This window comes from Kineosporia sp. A_224 (genome assembly GCF_002198655.1).
Lineage (GTDB): Bacteria > Actinomycetota > Actinomycetes > Actinomycetales > Kineosporiaceae > R-H-3.
In genome coordinates, this window is record NZ_MWLN01000203.1 from 29,952 (window position 1) to 45,289 (window position 15,338).

The 15,338-nt window shown below is 74.8% G+C and carries 14 protein-coding genes and 1 pseudogene; 4 read left to right on the forward strand and 11 right to left on the reverse strand.

Annotated features, from left to right (window positions below; genetic code table 11):
• Positions 1–34: 34 nt before the first annotated feature.
• Complete coding sequence (locus EDJALFJO_RS24820) at positions 35–2,182, reverse strand: acyltransferase family protein (protein ID WP_088289003.1); 2,148 nt, start codon at positions 2,180–2,182, stop codon at positions 35–37.
• 131 nt (positions 2,183–2,313) lie between these two features.
• On the opposite strand from EDJALFJO_RS24820, the gene EDJALFJO_RS24825 reads away from it, so the two are divergent.
• Together EDJALFJO_RS24825 and EDJALFJO_RS24830 are read left to right on the forward strand one after the other, a co-directional pair.
• Complete coding sequence (locus EDJALFJO_RS24825; RefSeq protein WP_088289004.1) at positions 2,314–4,068, forward strand: FAD-dependent oxidoreductase; 1,755 nt, start codon at positions 2,314–2,316, stop codon at positions 4,066–4,068.
• An 82-nt stretch (positions 4,069–4,150) separates the two neighbouring features.
• Positions 4,151–5,350: a Bcr/CflA family efflux MFS transporter gene (locus tag EDJALFJO_RS24830; RefSeq protein ID WP_143448772.1), complete on the forward strand. Its 1,200-nt coding sequence runs from the start codon at positions 4,151–4,153 to the stop codon at positions 5,348–5,350.
• Here the strand turns inward: EDJALFJO_RS24830 and EDJALFJO_RS24835 are convergent, their stop codons facing one another.
• From EDJALFJO_RS24835 to EDJALFJO_RS24850, 4 genes are read right to left on the reverse strand one after another with little or no spacing between them, the layout of a single operon-like run.
• A complete protein-coding gene (locus EDJALFJO_RS24835) occupies positions 5,351–6,223 on the reverse strand; it encodes an amidohydrolase family protein (RefSeq protein WP_088289017.1) in 873 nt (290 codons plus the stop codon).
• Between the two features lie 11 nt (positions 6,224–6,234).
• A complete protein-coding gene (locus EDJALFJO_RS24840) occupies positions 6,235–7,197 on the reverse strand; it encodes a 3-hydroxyacyl-CoA dehydrogenase NAD-binding domain-containing protein (RefSeq protein ID WP_088289006.1) in 963 nt (320 codons plus the stop codon).
• Entirely contained in the window at positions 7,194–9,257 is a 2,064-nt protein-coding gene (locus EDJALFJO_RS24845; RefSeq protein ID WP_088289007.1) for an acetoacetate--CoA ligase, read from the reverse strand. The genes EDJALFJO_RS24840 and EDJALFJO_RS24845 overlap by 4 nt, the downstream gene beginning before the upstream one ends.
• Positions 9,254–10,063 carry a crotonase/enoyl-CoA hydratase family protein gene (locus EDJALFJO_RS24850; protein WP_088289008.1) on the reverse strand — a complete coding sequence of 270 codons (810 nt, stop codon included), beginning with the start codon at positions 10,061–10,063 and terminating at the stop codon, positions 9,254–9,256. The genes EDJALFJO_RS24845 and EDJALFJO_RS24850 overlap by 4 nt, the downstream gene beginning before the upstream one ends.
• Before the next feature lie 75 nt (positions 10,064–10,138).
• On the opposite strand from EDJALFJO_RS24850, the gene EDJALFJO_RS33705 reads away from it, so the two are divergent.
• A complete protein-coding gene (locus tag EDJALFJO_RS33705) occupies positions 10,139–11,017 on the forward strand; it encodes a PaaX family transcriptional regulator C-terminal domain-containing protein (protein WP_158220557.1) in 879 nt (292 codons plus the stop codon).
• A gap of 12 nt (positions 11,018–11,029) precedes the next feature.
• Here the strand turns inward: EDJALFJO_RS33705 and EDJALFJO_RS24860 are convergent, their stop codons facing one another.
• The 4 genes from EDJALFJO_RS24860 to EDJALFJO_RS24875 all read right to left on the reverse strand — a co-directional run bounded on the left by EDJALFJO_RS24860 (position 11,030) and on the right by EDJALFJO_RS24875 (position 13,891).
• Complete coding sequence (locus EDJALFJO_RS24860) at positions 11,030–11,803, reverse strand: CPBP family intramembrane glutamic endopeptidase (RefSeq protein ID WP_198950614.1); 774 nt, start codon at positions 11,801–11,803, stop codon at positions 11,030–11,032.
• 82 nt (positions 11,804–11,885) lie between these two features.
• Positions 11,886–12,086: a hypothetical protein gene (locus EDJALFJO_RS24865; protein ID WP_088289009.1), complete on the reverse strand. Its 201-nt coding sequence runs from the start codon at positions 12,084–12,086 to the stop codon at positions 11,886–11,888.
• A 117-nt stretch (positions 12,087–12,203) separates the two neighbouring features.
• Entirely contained in the window at positions 12,204–12,689 is a 486-nt protein-coding gene (locus EDJALFJO_RS24870; protein ID WP_198950615.1) for a TrmO family methyltransferase, read from the reverse strand.
• Positions 12,686–13,891, reverse strand: coding sequence for an MFS transporter (locus tag EDJALFJO_RS24875; RefSeq protein ID WP_088289010.1), 1,206 nt, complete (start codon positions 13,889–13,891; stop codon positions 12,686–12,688). The genes EDJALFJO_RS24870 and EDJALFJO_RS24875 overlap by 4 nt, the downstream gene beginning before the upstream one ends.
• A gap of 173 nt (positions 13,892–14,064) precedes the next feature.
• On the opposite strand from EDJALFJO_RS24875, the gene EDJALFJO_RS24880 reads away from it, so the two are divergent.
• Positions 14,065–14,463, forward strand: a complete 399-nt coding sequence (locus tag EDJALFJO_RS24880; protein WP_088289011.1) for a YbaB/EbfC family nucleoid-associated protein — start codon at positions 14,065–14,067, stop codon at positions 14,461–14,463.
• Between the two features lie 38 nt (positions 14,464–14,501).
• Here the strand turns inward: EDJALFJO_RS24880 and EDJALFJO_RS24885 are convergent, their stop codons facing one another.
• A complete protein-coding gene (locus EDJALFJO_RS24885; RefSeq protein ID WP_088289012.1) occupies positions 14,502–14,999 on the reverse strand; it encodes a hypothetical protein in 498 nt (165 codons plus the stop codon).
• Between the two features lie 63 nt (positions 15,000–15,062).
• Positions 15,063–15,338, reverse strand: a pseudogene (locus EDJALFJO_RS33710) (WXG100 family type VII secretion target); the annotation flags it as partial.

Below are 15,338 nucleotides of genomic sequence, written 5' to 3' on the forward strand. Positions count from 1 at the left end.
GCCGCCCGGCCCGTGGGCCGGGCGGCCGGAGCGGTCAGCCCAGCGCCCGGCGGATGCGCTCGTCGAGGACCGGCGCCATCGTCGCGGCGTAGGTGGCCGTGTAGTGCGAGCCGTCGAAGAGCGTGACGACGCCCCCGACGACCGGTCGGCAGGTGCCGTCCGGGCACAGCAGGTCGTGGGTGTCCACCCAGCGCACCCGCGGGTGGTCCAGCGCCCTGGCCGCGTCGTACAGCGGGTCCATGAAGCGTGGCGCGTCCGGGTCCGTCGGTACCGGGGGCCGCGCCGGCCAGGAGCACGCGTCGACGTCGAGGTCGTTGCGGGCCAGGCACTCCGGGACCCGCCGGGTCTCGTCGTCCGGGACCACCTGGTCCTGCAGCACGACGACCGTGGCACCGGAGTCGGCCCACTGCCGCAGGTAGTCCGTGTACGCCGCCGTGGCCGCGCGGAGGGTGCCGGGCCAGTCCTGGCCGCGGACCTGTGCCGACTGCCGCTCGGAGGTCACGACGAGGTCGTACGCGGACCCGGACGTCTGCGTGAGCACCCAGTCCGCGTACCGGGCACAGTTGCGCTCCTGCTCCGCGGTCGCGAGCCGCAGGGGCACCCGGGACACGGTGCAGTAGGAGATGAGGTAGGTGGTGATCGTCCAGTCGTTCTTCTCGGCAAGGCGCTGGAGCGCCGGCAGCCACTGCCCGGCGTGCGAGTTGCCGACGAGGGCGACCTTCACGGGGCCGTCTCCGTACGTGCAGGTCGCGCGACCGTCGTAGGGCGCTCCGGTGAAGCAGCCGTCCGGGTAGGCGTCCGACCGGTCCTGGGCGGCGAGCCCGAGCTCGGGGACGAGCTGCCGGTCACCGGCGGGCGGGCAGTCCTGCGGCGCGCGCACGGCCGCCGCGGCGCCGAAGCAGGACCCGCCCCCGGCCAGCGCCGCCGCGACCTCGCCGCGTGCGGCGGCGTCGCGCAGGCGCGTCTCGAGCAGCTGTGCCCCGCCGACGAGGACGACGACCGCCATCCCCGCCGCAGCGAGGCGGTAGCTCGCGGCGAGCGGTGCTGCCGGCGGCAGGCCCCGGAACCGGTCCTCGACGTGGGTCTTCGTGAGCGCGGAGAGCACCAGCGTCGCGGCGACGACCGCGACGGCGCCGACCGGCCCGAGGGCCGCGCCGGTGGCCGCCGGCACCAGGACGACGAGCGGCCAGTGCCACAGGTAGATCGAGTACGACGCGTCCCCGCTCCAGCGGACGCCGGGCAGCCGCCAGAGCCGGTCCGGCGACCCGGGCCCGTCGGCGCGCGCGGCGATGACGAGGGCCGTGCCGAGGACCGGGAGCAGCGCCGCCGTCCCCGGGAAGGGGGTCGCGCCGGTGTAGAGCAGGCCCGCGCCGAGCACCGCTGCCAGACCGGCCCACGCGAGGGCGGCCCGCACGCCGTGCGGCACCGAGGTCGACCGGTCCGCGCGCCCGGCGACGACGACCGCGAGCAGGCCGCCGACGGCGAACTCCCACACCCGGGTCGGGGTGACGAAGTACGCCCTGGCCGGGTCCGTCGCGGTCAGGTGCACGGAGGTCGCCAGCGAGGCCGCGAGGACGACCACCATGACCGAGCCGAGCAGGCCGCGGAAGCCGAGAGGCAGGCGGCGTCGGACGGCGTCCCGCCGCGAGAGCCACAGCATGGCGCCGACGAGCAGCGGCCACCCGAGGTAGAACTGCTCCTCGACCGAGAGCGACCAGAAGTGCTGGACCGCGGTCGGCTGGGCGTCCGCCGCGAGGTAGTCGACGGCGCTCTGCGCGAGGACCCAGTTCTCGACGTAGAGCGCGGACGCCACGGCCTCGCGGGCCGTCGCGGCCCACGTGAGCGCCGGGGCGACGAGCCGCGACGCGACGAGCGTCACGAGGAGCACGAGCAGCGCGACCGGCAGCAGCCGGCGCAGCCGCCGGGCCCAGAAGGCCCCGAGGTCACGGGCGCACCGGGGCGGCCGCGTGACGAGGTGGGAGGTGATGAGGAACCCGGAGATCACGAAGAAGACGTCGACCCCGACGTAGCCGCCGCGGACGGCGGACGGGGAGACGTGGAACGCGACGACGAGGCCCACCGCCAGCGCCCGCAACCCCTGGATGTCGGGCCGCAGCCCGTCCTGGCGCGCGGGGCGGGCAGCCGTGTCCGGGGGCGGCCGGGTGCCGAGATCAAGCGCCATGTCCTCCGGACGGTAACAGTGGTTTTCGTCGGCCTCATGTTGATATGGGGGTAAACGTGCCCAGCGTCACAGGGGGGCCGCGCCGATCGGACGGGACTTAGGTCTGGTACCCCTGGGGGTATCCTCGAAGCATGGCTGATCGGATCAGGAAGGTCGTCGTCGTCGGCGGCGTCGCAGGCGGTATGAGCTTCGCGGCCCGGGCCCGGCGGCTGTCGGAGGAGGCGGAGATCGTCGTCCTCGAGCGGGACGAGTACGTCTCGTTCGCCAACTGCGGCCTGCCCTACTACCTCGCCGGCGAGATCCCGGACCGTGCGTCGCTGCTCCTGCACACCCCTGCCTCGCTTGCCGCCAGCCTCGCGCTCGACGTCCGCACCGGGCACGAGGTGGTGTCCGTCGACACCGCGGCCCGGTCGGTCCGGGTGCGCCGCCGCGCCGACGGCACCGAGTACGACGAGGCGTACGACGCGCTCGTGCTCTCGACGGGTGCCACCCCGCTCGTCCCGCCGATCCCGGGCGTCGACCTGCCGCAGGTCCGCGTGCTGCGGACCGTCCCGGACGTCGACGCCCTCCGCGGCCTCGTCGAGGCAGGCGCCCGGCGTGCGGTCGTCGCCGGCGCGGGCTTCATCGGGCTCGAGGTCGCCGAGGCGCTGCGCCACCGGGGGCTCGAGGTCGCGGTCGTCGACCTCGCCGACCAGGTGCTCCCGCCGCTCGACCCGGAGATGGCGGCCGCCGTCGAGCGGGCCCTCGTCGGGGCCGGCGTCGACGTCCGGACGAGCACGTCCGTCACGGCGGTCGAGCCGGACGACGGCACGCCCGCGGACGGCGCGGCGGGCGACGGCCCGCGGGGCGCCGTCCGGGTGCGCCTGTCCGACGGCTCGGTGCTGCCGGCCGACCTCGTGCTCCTGTCGGTCGGGGTCCGCCCCGAGACGACCCTCGCCCGGGCGGCCGGGCTCACGCTCGGCGAGCGCGGCACGGTCCACGTCGACGAGCACCTGCGCACGTCCGACCCGCACGTCTACGCCGTCGGCGACGCCGTCGAGGTCGTCGACGCCGTGACCGGCGCCCCGGCCGCCGTCCCGCTCGCCGGGCCGGCGAACCGGCAGGGCCGCGCCGCCGCCAACCACCTCTTCGGCCGCCGGGGCGGGCGCACCCCCGTCCTCGGAACGGCGATCGTCCGCGTCTTCGACACCGTCGCCGCCTCGACCGGCCGCAGCGAGAAGGCGCTGCGGCAGGCCGGGATCGCGCACCACGTCGTCCACCTGCACCCCGGGCACCACGCCGGCTACTACCCGGGCGCCCGGGCGCTGCACCTCAAGCTCGTGTTCGCCCCCGACGGGCGGGTCCTCGGCGCGCAGGCGACCGGCAGCGAGGGCGTCGACAAGCGGATCGACGTCGTCGCGACGGCGATCCGCGCCGGCATGACCGTCGAGGACCTCGCCGAGCTCGAGCTCGCCTACGCACCACCGTTCGGCTCCGCGAAGGACCCGGTGAACATGGCCGGCTTCACGGCGTCCAACGTGCTCGCCGGCGACCTCACGCTCTGGCGCGGCCGCGACCTCGGCGCGCTGCCCGAGGACACCGTCCTGCTCGACGCCCGCTCCGCGAAGGAGTTCACGGCCGGGCACCTGCCCGGTGCCCTGAACATCCCGCACACCGACCTGCGGGCCCGGCTCGCGGAGGTGCCCGCCGGCGTGCCGGTCCGGGTGTACTGCGCGTCCGGCTTCCGCTCCTACCTCGCGCTGCGCGTGCTGCGCCAGAGCGGCTGGGACGACGTCGCGTCGCTCTCCGGCGGTCTGGCGACCTTCCGCCTCGAACGCCCCGACGTCGCCCTCGAGACCGGCGCCCCGACCCGTCCTCTGGTGGGTTCTGCACCCCAGCCGGGCTGAGAAGCGTCGCTCTCCCGCCAGAGGACGCCCAGCGGTCGGACGGGTCCGCACGACCTCGACGCGGCCTGGGACGATCGTCGTGATGCTCAAGCCTGCGCCCGGGCCGCTCGACCCGGCCCACCGACGTGCCCTCGTGCTCGTCCTCGGGGCGCTCGCCGCGCTCGCGCCGCTGTGCACCGACCTGTACCTGCCCGTGCTGCCGCAGCTCGCCAAGGACCTCACCGCCCCGACGTCCCAGGCCCAGCTGACGATCACCGCGGTCCTGCTCGGGCTGGCGACCGGGCAGCTCGTCGCCGGGCCGCTCAGCGACCGGTTCGGACGGCGTCCGCTCCTGCTCGGCGGCCTGCTCGCGTTCGTCGTCGGGAACCTCGTGAGCGCCGTCGTGGACGACGTGACGCTGCTCGTCGTCGTCCGGCTGCTCGCCGGGCTCGCGGCGTCCGCGACGGTCGTGACGACGCGCGCGGTCATCGCGGACGCGTTTCCGGCCGCCGAGGCCGCGCGCGGCTACGCGGCGCTCGCCGCGGTCATGGGCATCGCCCCCATCGCGGCACCGCTGGCGGGCGGGCTGCTCACCTACGTCACGGGGTGGCGCGGGATGTTCGTCGTCCTCGCCGGGATCGGCGCGCTGCTCGCGGTCGTCGCGCACGTGCGGATCCCGGAGACGCTCGCCGTCGGTGACCGGCGGCCGGCCCGGCCGCGGGACGTCGCCGAAGGACTCGTCGACTGCCTGCGCTCCCGGCGGTTCGTCGCCTACATGGCCGCGATCGGGTTCTCGGGCGGCCTGCTCTTCACGTACATCGCATCGTCCTCGTTCGTCCTGCAGGACCTGCACGGTCTCTCGGCGCGGCAGTACAGCCTCGACTTCGCGGCCAACGCGACAGGGATCCTCGCCCTCGTCTTCCTCGGCCGCCACCTCGTGGCCCGCACCGGACCGGGCCCGCTGCTGCGCGCGGGGCAGGCCCTCGCGGCCACCGGGGCGCTCGTGCTTCTCACGAGCGAACTGCTCGGCGGCAGCCTCGCCGGCGTCCTCGTCGGGTTCTTCCTCGCCGTCTCGAGCGTCGGCCTCATCCACCCCAACGCCACGGCGCTCGGGATGGCCGAGGCGCCCGGCGGGGCCGGCGCGGCGTCGGGGATGCTCGGCATCATGGGCTTCGCCGTCGGCTCGCTCGTCGCACCGCTCGGCGGGCTCGGGCACTCCGGCCTCGCGATGGCGGTCGTCATGGCCGCGTGCGGCGTCCTCGCACCGACCGTGACGACCGCGCTCCTGCGCCGGCCCGCCTGATCAGCGCAGCCCGAGCGCCCGGATCGCGTTCTCCTTGAGGATCAGCGGCCGCACGTCGTCCTTGATCTGCAACGTCTCGAAGTCGGCGAGCCAGCGGTCCGGGGTGACCACCGGGAAGTCCGACCCGAAGAGCACCTTGTGCTTGAGCAGACTGTTGGCGTACTGCACGAGCTGCGGCGGGAAGTACTTCGGCGACCAGCCCGACAGGTCGATGTAGACGTTCGCCTTGTGCGTCGCGACCGAGAGCGCCTCGTCCTGCCAGGGGAACGACGGATGGGCGATGATGACGGTCATCCCCGGGAAGTCGGCGGCGACGTCGTCGAGGCACAGCGGGTTGGAGTACTTGAGCCGGATCCCGCCGCCCCCAGGGGTTCCCGCGCCGATGCCGGTCTGACCGCTGTGGAAGAGCGCGGGCACGCCGAGCTCCTCGATCGCCTCGTAGAGCGGGTACGCCAGACGGTCGTCCGGGAAGAACCCCTGCAGGCTCGGGTGGAACTTGAACCCGCGGGCACCGTGCTCCTCGACGAGCCGGCGCGCCGCCCGGACCCCGGCGGCGCCGCGGTGCGGGTCGATGCTCGCGAACGGGACGAGCACGTCGGGGTGCCGGGCCGCGGCCGCCGCGACGTCCTCGTTGGCGATCGGCGGGTGCCCGAGCACGGACTCCGCGTCGACGGTGAAGACGACGGCCGCCATCCGCCGCTCGCGGTAATAGGCCGCGAGGTCGTCGACCGACGGCGCGCGGCCGTCGGCCATCGCCCCCTTGAAGTACTTCGCGGACGCCGCCATGAGCTCCGGCGGCAGGCTCTCGTGGCCGTGGTCGTCGACCTCCGCGTGGGTGTGGACGTCGATCGCCACGAGGGCGTCGAGGTCCAGGGTGGTGGGGGTCACGGGAGTCCCTTCTCGGAGTCCTTCGCGGCGAGCAGGCCGACGACGAGCCGGTCCCGGGCCGCTGCCACGTCGGCGTCGTCCCGCCCGGCGAGCTCGGCCTCGACGCCGGCGACGAGCAGGTCGACGAGCGCCGGCGTCAGCTCGGGGGTGCCGAGGTCGTCCCACAGTCTCGCGGTGCCGGGGCCGAGGTGGCGCAGCACGTGGCCGAGCCCGCCCGCGCCGATCCCGGAGAGGTGCTGGTTGACGAACGGCCCGAGCACCGCCCAGCGCAGCCCGGGGCCGTTGGACAGCGCCACGTCGACGTCGGTGACGGAGGCGACGCCGCTCTCCACGAGCGAGTAGGCCTCCCGCCACAGCGCCGCCTGGAGCCGGTTCGCGAGATGCCCGGGCACCTCGCGGCGGACGTGCACGGGCCGCTTGCCGAGCTGCTCGTACCAGGCCATCGCGGTGTCGACCGCGGCCGCCGACGTCCGCCCCCCGGGGACGACCTCGACGAGCGGCACGACGTGCACCGGGTTGAACGGGTGCCCGACGAGCACCCGCTCCGGGTGCACCGTGCACCGCTCCTGGATGCTGCTCGGGGTGAGGTTCGACGAGCTGCTCGCGAGGACGGCGTGCGCCGGGGCGGCGGCGTCGAGATCGGCGAAGAGCCGCTGCTTGAGCGCGAGGTCCTCGGGGCCGTTCTCCTGCACGAGGTCCGCGCCGTCGACGGCCTCGAGCGGGTCGGTCGTGAAGGTCAGCAGGTCGAGGTCGGGCTCGTCCGGAGCACCGAGCAGCCGCATCGTCGGCCAGTGCGCGGCGACGGCGTCGAGCAGCCGCTGCCGGGCGCCGTCCGCCGGGTCGGTGGCCGCGACCCGGACGCCGTGGGCGAGCAGCGTCGCCACCCAGCCGGCCCCGATGACCCCGGTGCCGACGACCGCCGCCCGCCGAAGCGGCGGCCCGTCCGCGGTGCCGGTCACGCGCCGGCCCGCCGGCGGTGCGCCTCGTCGACGTAGGCGGCGAGCGCGTCCGGGTCGGCGAGCGCGTCGCGGCTGGCGACCGTGTCCGGGTCGACCCCCTGGAGGATCCGCTTGACGGGCAGCTCGAGCTTCTTGCCCGTGCGGCTGCGCGGGACGGCCGCCACCCCGATGACGGAGTCCGGCACGTGCCGCGGGGACAGGTTCGTCCGCAGCGCGTCGACGACCCGGCGGCGCAGCGTGTCGTCGAGCGCCCGGCCGTCGCGGGGCACGACGAACAGCAGGAGGTCGCCGGGGCCGCCGTCCGGGTCCTCGAGGTGGACGACGAGGCTGTCGACGATCTCGGGGAGCTCCTCGACGACGGCGTAGAAGTCCGCCGTCCCGAGCCGGACGCCGCCGCGGTTGAGGGTGGCGTCCGACCGGCCGGTGATGACGCAGCTGCCGCTGCCGGTGAAGCGGATCCAGTCCCCGTGCCGCCAGACGCCGGGGATGTCCTCGAAGTACGTCGCGCGGTAGCGCGAGCCGCCGGGGTCGCCCCAGAACCCGACCGGCATGGACGGCATCGGGGCGGTGATGACGAGCTCGCCGAGCTCGCCGACGACCGGGGCGTTGTCGAGGTCGTACGCCGCGGCCGCGACGCCGAGCGCCGCGCCGGACATCTCCCCCGCGACGACCGGCTGCAGCGGCCCGCCCTGGACGATGCCGGTGCAGACGTCGGTCCCGCCGCTGCCGACGTTGAGGAGCACCTGCGGCCCGAACCCGTTCTGCAGCCAGGCGAACCCCTCCAGGGGCAGCGGCGACCCGGCGCAGCCGATCTGGCGCACCGCTGACAGGTCGACCTCGGCCCAGGGCTCGAGCCCCTCCTTGCGGCAGGCCATGACGTAGCCGGGGCTCACCCCGACGAGGGTCGCGCCCGTCTCGGCGGCCAGCCGCCACTGCGCCATGAGGTCCGGGAACAGCGGGTTGCCGTCGATCATCACCGGGACCGCCCGGGTGAGCAGCGCCGAGACCAGCGCGTTCCACATCATCCAGGCGGTCGTCGTGAACCACAGGAGCCGGTCGCCGGGGCGCAGGTCCCAGTGCAGCGCATGGTTCTTGAGGTGCTCGACGAGGATCCCGCCGTGGCCGTGGACGATCGCCTTCGGCCGGCCGGTCGTGCCGGAGGAGAAGAGCACGTAGAGCGGGTGGTCGAACGGCACCGGGTCGAAGGCGAGCGGCGCGGGCCCGTCCGGCGGCGGTGAGAGCAGGTCGTCCCAGCCGACGAGCACCGGACCCGCGGCCGCCGCACCGAGCGACGCCGCGTCGAGGGCGCCGTCCCCGTAGGGCACCTCGACGACGTGGGTGAGCGTGGGCAGGCCGGCGACGACCTCCGCGACCTCACCACGCCGGTCCACCGGCTTGGTGCCGTAGACGTACCCGGGCACGGTGAGGAGCACCGCGGGCTCCACCTGGGAGAACCGGTCGACGACGCTGCGCGGGCCGAACTCCGGCGCGCACGAGGCCCACACCGCCCCGAGGCTCGCGGTCGCGAGGAAGGCCACGAGCGTCTCCGGCACGTTCGGCAGGTAGGCGACGACCCGGTCCCCGCGGCCGACGCCGAGCCGCTGCAGCCCGGCCCGGGCCCGGGCGACCTGGTCCCGCAGGTCGCCCCAGGTGAGCCGCACCGGCTCGCGGGTCTGCGAGTAGGCGAGCAGCGCGAGCGCGTCGGCGTCCGAGGCCGGGTCGTCGAGGAGCCCGACCATGTGCTCGGCGTAGTTGAGCGTCGAGCCGGTGAACCACTGCGCACCGAAGACGCCGGTCGAGGCGAGGACGCGCTCGTACGGCGTCCGGAAGCGCACCCCGAAGTACTCGGCGACGGCGCCCCAGAAGCCCTCCAGGTCCTCGACCGACCAGCACTGGAGCGCGTCGTAGTCGCCGAACGTCAGCCCGCGGTGCTCCTCGAGCCAGGCCAGGAAGGCCCCGGCCTCGCTCGTCGACCGGGCGTCGTCCGGGACGGGGCGGAGCAGGGCGCCCTCGGCGACCGGGCCGGTCGCCGACCGGTCCTGCGAGGTCTGCGCGGTCATCGGGCGCCTCCCACGGCGGGCGTGTCGGTGACCTTCGCCGCACGGCCGGCGAGGAAGGCCTGCATGCGCTCCTTGGCCTCGTCGCTGCCCTGGGCGACGGCGGCCATGAGCGACTCGAGGAGGTAGCCCTCCTGCGGGCCGGCGTCCGCGATCCGCGGCAGCGCCTGGAGGACGGCGAACAGGGTCACCGGGGCGACGGACGCCGCCCGACGGGCCAGCTCGAGGCCGGTGGTCATCCCCTCCCCCTCGGCGACGAGGTACTGGGTGAGCCCCGCGGCGTGCCCCTCGGCGGCGTCGTAGACGCGACCGGTGAGCATGAGGTCGGTCATCCGGGCGACGCCGATGAGGCGGGGCAGCCGGACCGAGGCGCCACCGCCGACGAAGATGCCGCGCTGACCCTCGGGGAGGGCGTAGAACGCCGACGGCTCCGCGACGCGCAGATGGGTGGCGGACGCCAGCTCGAGGCCGCCGCCGATGACCGCGCCCTTGAGGACGCTGACGACGGGCAGCCGGCCGAGCTGGATCGCCTGGGTGACGCGGTGCCACATCCGCGAGTGGTGGACACCCTCGATCACCGAGGTCTCGCCGAGCGAGGACAGGTCGAGCCCGGCGCAGAAGTGGTCGCCGACGCCCGCGAGCACGGCCGCGCGGACGCCGTCCGGCGGGTCGAGGAACACCCGCTCGAGGCCGAGGATCGTCTCGTCGTCGATCGCGTTGCGCTTGTGCGGCCGGTCGACGAGGACGACGAGGACCTCGCCGTCGACCTCGACCCGCACGGAGGCGGGCAGGCCCGCGACACTGGTCATGGCTCGACGTTAGACATCGACTTGACTGCCGTCAACAGATGGTCACACGTTGGTCGTGCGCCCTACAGTGCTCGGGTGAGCGAGGTGCGGGCCGTGACCACCGAACCGGCCGGCGACGACGAGGCCGCCGAGGCCTCTGCCGCGCTGCGGCCGCAGTCGGTGCTGCTCGTGTACTTCGGCGACTTCGTGGCCGACGAAGGAGTGCTCGTCGCGAGCAGCAGCGTCGTCGACCTGCTCGACCGGGTCGGCGTCGGCGAGGCCGCCGCCCGCGCGACGCTCTCCCGGATGACCCGGCGCGGGCTGCTCCGGCGCGAGCTGCGCGGCCGGCGGGCGTACTTCGGCCTCACCGAGCACGGTCTGCGCACCGTCGTCGGCGGCCGTACCCGGGTCCGCGACGACGGGGTGGCGACGACGTCGCGCTGGGACGGCGCGTGGACCGTCGTCGCCTTCTCCATGCCGGAGACCTGGCAGCGCGAGCGGCACGACCTGCGGGCCCGGCTCGGCTGGGCCGGGTTCGGCATGGTGCAGGCCGGGCTCTGGGTCGTCCCGCGCCGGGTGGACGTGTCGGCGGTCGTGGACGGGCTCGGCCTCGACGACCACCTCCGGGTCTTCGACGGGGCCCCGGCCGGCCCGACGGACGCCGGCCGCCTCGTCGCCGAGGCGTACGACCTCGACGCGCTGGCGCAGCGCTACACCGGCTTCCTCGGACGCTGGGCGGACGGCGCGCCCGCCCATGTGGGGCCCGACCCGCTGGTCCGCCTCGTCGTCCTCGGGACGGACTGGCTGCAGGTCGTCCGGGACGACCCGAGGCTGCCGCTGGAGTTCCTCCCCGACGACTGGCCGGCCGTCCCCGCCGAGACCCTCTACCGCTCGCTGCTCGACCGCCTCGCCGGCCCGGCGCTCGACCGGTTCCGGCTCGGGACCGACGTCATCCCCGACCCGCTCCGCGCCTGACCCGCCGGGCGGTCAGGAGAGCACGACCGCGAGCGTGAGCCCGACGACGAGCACGCTCTGGGCACTGTGCACGGCGATGCCGAACCACGCGCTGCGGAACCGGCGCGACGGCAGCGCGAGGAGCACCGTGTCGGCGACCGCCGCGGGCATCGACCACGGCTGGTGCACGTGGTAGAGCGCGAAGAGCACCCCGTTGACGACCCAGTCGTTGCGCCCGAACGCACCCTCCATCCGCGGCAGCAGGAACCCGCGGAAGAGCAGCTCCTCACCGAGCACCGTGTTGAAGACGGCCAGGACGACGACCAGGGCGAACCAGTCCCAGGCGCCGCGGAAGAGCGCCTCGCCCTGCGCGCCGGACAGGAGCAGCCCGAGGTCCCGGTCGGCCGGCACGGGCAGCGAGGGCACGAGCTGGAAGAGCGCGGTCCCCGCGAGCAGCGGGAGCAGCCACCACCAGGCGCGCGGCAGCCGTCGCCCGGTCCGCTCGTCCGTCGGGCCGCGCAGCCACAGCGCGTCCCGCACGCCCGCGACGGACCCGGCCCGTCGCTCCCGCGCGACGAGCACGGCCACGAGCACGAACTGCCACACCAGACCTGCCGTCATGAGCAGCAGCAGCGACTGCGCGAGCGGGGCCGGGCCGTCGAGCCGGTCGGCGAGCCACGGCGCCGCGACCCAGGAGAGCAGCCCCATCGGGACGGCGGCCGCGGCCCACACCGCGAGCACGCCGCTGCGCGTGTACTGGGGAACCTGTTGTGCTGCAACAGCTCTGCGCAGGCCGGAGGTCGTCATCCGTCCAGTGCAGCGGACGGCGACCGGGCCGGACATCCGGCCGGCCACCGTTCGCACCGGGGGCTGGCCCTACCCTGGATGCCTATCCGTTCTTGCCCTTCTTGTCCTCGGTGGGGCTCAGCTTGTCGTCGTCGACGCGCATGTGTCGCCCGTTCTTCGTGACGACCTCTGCGGAGTGTCCCCAGAACGGTTTGGGCCGGACGTCGTGGACGACGACCTCCTTGCCCGCGTCCGGGCCCTGGTTGATCACCATCTTCTTGCCGCGTTCGGGCTTCTTGGCCATCCCCGTCGTCCCTTCCGTCCACCCCGTGCGGCAGGTGCGGGACGCACCGCCAGTCCCATGATCAGTCGGGCCGGGACGGGCGGGAAGGGCCGTACGGCGCAAGGCTGTCAACCGGTGTCAGGCGTCGCCGAGCGACCAGTACCGCGCCATGAGCTCGTGCGACCACGCCGGCTGGCGGATCTCCCCGCGCGGGGCGAACTCGCTCATGTACGGCTTGACGTCGAGCACGGGGGTGGCGTGGATGGCGTCGAGCCCCTCGACCGAGAGCCGCAGGCCGTCGACGGCGAGCAGCCGGCAGCGGGACAGGCCCAGCCGGTTGCGCCGGTTGCGGGCGCGCTGCGCGATGATCCCGACCCGCGGCCAGTCCTCGCGGCCGCGCGGGTGCCGGGAGCCGGTCTCGACGATCTCCTCGTCGACGAGGTGGAACACGAAGACGACCTCGATGTGCGAGAACTCGTCGAGGCCGAGCGTCGCGTCGGGGTCGAAGCGGGTGGCGTCGAGCTCGATCACCGCGCGCTCGCCGCCCCAGTCGTCGTCGATCGCGGCCCTGCGGCCGCCGACGACGTGGCCGACCGGGGTCATGACGAACTGCTCCTGGCTCATGCCGCCATCCTGCCGCGTGCGAGCAGCCAGGCGGCGCAGGTCGCGGCGAGAACACCCGACACGACGAGCGGCACGACCCCCTGCCCGGGCCCGAGGTCCCACAGCAGGCCCGCCCAGAGGCCGGCGACGAGGACGGCGCCGCTCGTGAGGCCCTGGAAGACGCCCTGCGCCCGGCCCCGGACGCCGTCCGGCACGAGCGAGGACACCCAGGCCTTGCCGACGCCGTCCGTGAACGCCGGGAACAGCCCGTAGACGGCGACGAGCACGAACACCCAGGGTCCGCCGTCCACGAGCCCGAGACCTGCGTAGGCGACGGCGAACGCGACGAGTCCGGCGCCGTAGACGACGGCCGGCGGCAGCATGTCCGCGAACCGGCCGGCCGGGTAGGAGCCGAGCGTGTAGACGGTGTTGAAGAGCACGTACGCAAGGACGACGTGCGTCGTCGAGACGCCCAGCTCCATGACCCGCAGCAGCACGAGCGTGTCGGGGAAGTTCACCACCGCGAACAGGACGAGCACCGTGGCGACCCGCCAGAACCGTTGCGGCAGAGCCGGTACAGGGTTGCGAGGTACGGGCGGCGCGGCGGCCTGGTCCGTGGCGGGGACGGCGGGCAGGACGGGAGCGGGGACCGGGCGCCGCTCCCTGACGAGCAGCACGAGCAGGGCCGACAGGGTCGCCGGGACGACGGCCCACCAGAGCGCGCGGTGCAGGTCGCCGTCCGTCGCCGCGAGCGCGAGCAGCCCGAGCAGCGGCCCGATGACGGCGCCGAGGCTGTCCCCCGCCCGGTGGAACCCGAACGCCCGCCCGAGCGCCTCCGGCGGCACCGAGGCCGCGATGAGCGCGTCCCGCGGCGCCGACCGGACGCCCTTGCCGAGCCGGTCGACGACCCGGCCCAGGAGCACGACCGGCCACACCGTCGCGGCCGCGACGACCGCCTTGCCGACGGCCGCGAGCCCGTAGCCGGCCCCGATGAAGACCGTGCGCCCGCGCCGGTCCGACCAGCGGCCCGCGACGTAGCGGCTGAGCCCGGCGGTGACCTCGGCCGCACCCTCGACCAGCCCGAGGACGACCGGCGGCGCGGCGAGCACGCCGGTGAGCAGCAGCGGCAGCAACGGGTAGAGCAGCTCGCTCGCCGCGTCCTGGGTCAGGGAGACGAGCGTGAGCACCACGAGGGTGCGGCTGAGCCATCGCGGTCGGCGCACCCCGCCATTGAACTCCCGGAGGCGGGGGCGGGCCCCGGACCATCCGCTGCGGGGATTTCTGCCGTCCTGGAGGTCTGACCGGCGGGGCTCCCCGGGGCACACTGACGGGGCAGGGCCACGGCCCCCGCGCGGCACACGACCGGCCCGGCGGGCCCGCGAGAAGGAGGCGAGGAGTGGACGGCGACCTCGATCGCCGGCTCGCGGCGATGGTGCAGCGGGCGCAGGTGCAGGCGCAGCAGATCCAGGACGTCCAGCGGGAGATCGGCGTCGCCACCGTGACCGGCCAGGCCGGCAACGGGATGGTCAGCGTCACCGTGCGCGGCACGGGTCAGATCACCGACATCAGCATCGACCCGGACGCGGTGCGCTACTACGACGCAGGCACCCTCGGCGCGGTCGTGCTGGAGGCGGTCAACGACGGCGTCCGTCGGGCCGTCACGCTGGCTCGCGACCGCTACGCGGAGGTCATGCCCGACACGGGACCGTTCGACCAGGTGCTCTCGCAGCTGGACGAGGGCGCGCAGCGGGAGCGGCCGACCTACGATCCCGGCGCGGACTACGGCAGCTGGTGACCCGGACCTTCGTGCCGTGACACCCGGCGGGGACCGGGTCAGTGACCGGGCGCCGGCGCGGAGGCGCCGCCCGTCGTCCTGCTGAAGGCCTTGTTGACCCGCGAGTACTCCTGCGCAGCCTCGGTGTCGGCCCAGCGGTAGCTCTTGACCGTCTCACCGAGCGTCTCGGACAGCTCCTGGAGCTCCAGGTCGGCCGCCTCCAGCTCGGTGTTGGCCGCCCCGACCCGCCGGCGGTAGGCCATGAAGGCGTCGTTGGACGCCGCCACCAGCCCGAAGACGGTGGCCGGCATGCCGTCCATCGTTCGCACCAGCTCCTGACGTGTCCGCAGGGCGTGCACGGGCAGCTCGCCGATCCGTCCCGCCAGCGTCTCCACCTGCTGGGGGTCGACGAGGAACCCTCCCCCCGCCGCGCCGGCGCCGCTACCGCTCGCCTGGCCGGCGACCGTCGGGACGGGAGGACCGAAGCTGCCGCCCGGACCGTTCCATGCGTCGGCTGCGAACGGACTCGCGCTGCGACCGACCGCGGGCTCGGCCATGGCGACCTCCAGATGGATGGGAGTGTGACGTGGAAGGACAAGGCGTGCTGCTCCGCGGGCGGGTCAGCGCCGCTGCTGCGGTTCTTCGCCGATGACGGCGGGGGTGACCATGGTCGCCTCGCCCCAGACGTCCTCGGTCTCGACCAGCCAGGCGGGCACTCGTCGGTTGCTGCCCTGCTCGCCCCCCGCACCGTGCGCACCCATGGGCATCATCGGCATCATGCCGCCGCCGTAGCCGCCGCCGCTGGTGCCGCCACCCATCGGAGCGACCCCTCCGACGCTGCCACCGGGGGCCGCACCGGCCTCGGTGAAGGCCACCGGCCTGGCCGCAGGCGGGCC

Excerpts from the sequence above, each read along its gene's own strand:
- EDJALFJO_RS24830 (WP_143448772.1), top strand. The coding sequence starts at position 4,151 with ATGCTCAAGCCTGCGCCCGGGCCGCTCGACCCGGCCCACCGACGTGCC.
- EDJALFJO_RS24850 (WP_088289008.1), bottom strand. The coding sequence starts at position 10,063 with ATGACCAGTGTCGCGGGCCTGCCCGCCTCCGTGCGGGTCGAGGTCGAC.
- EDJALFJO_RS24825 (WP_088289004.1), top strand. The coding sequence starts at position 2,314 with ATGGCTGATCGGATCAGGAAGGTCGTCGTCGTCGGCGGCGTCGCAGGC.
- EDJALFJO_RS24885 (WP_088289012.1), bottom strand. The coding sequence starts at position 14,999 with ATGGCCGAGCCCGCGGTCGGTCGCAGCGCGAGTCCGTTCGCAGCCGAC.
- EDJALFJO_RS24845 (WP_088289007.1), bottom strand. The coding sequence starts at position 9,257 with ATGACCGCGCAGACCTCGCAGGACCGGTCGGCGACCGGCCCGGTCGCC.
- EDJALFJO_RS24820 (WP_088289003.1), bottom strand. The coding sequence starts at position 2,182 with ATGGCGCTTGATCTCGGCACCCGGCCGCCCCCGGACACGGCTGCCCGC.
- EDJALFJO_RS24870 (WP_198950615.1), bottom strand. The coding sequence starts at position 12,689 with ATGAGCCAGGAGCAGTTCGTCATGACCCCGGTCGGCCACGTCGTCGGC.
- EDJALFJO_RS24865 (WP_088289009.1), bottom strand. The coding sequence starts at position 12,086 with ATGGCCAAGAAGCCCGAACGCGGCAAGAAGATGGTGATCAACCAGGGC.
- EDJALFJO_RS24860 (WP_198950614.1), bottom strand. The coding sequence starts at position 11,803 with ATGACGACCTCCGGCCTGCGCAGAGCTGTTGCAGCACAACAGGTTCCC.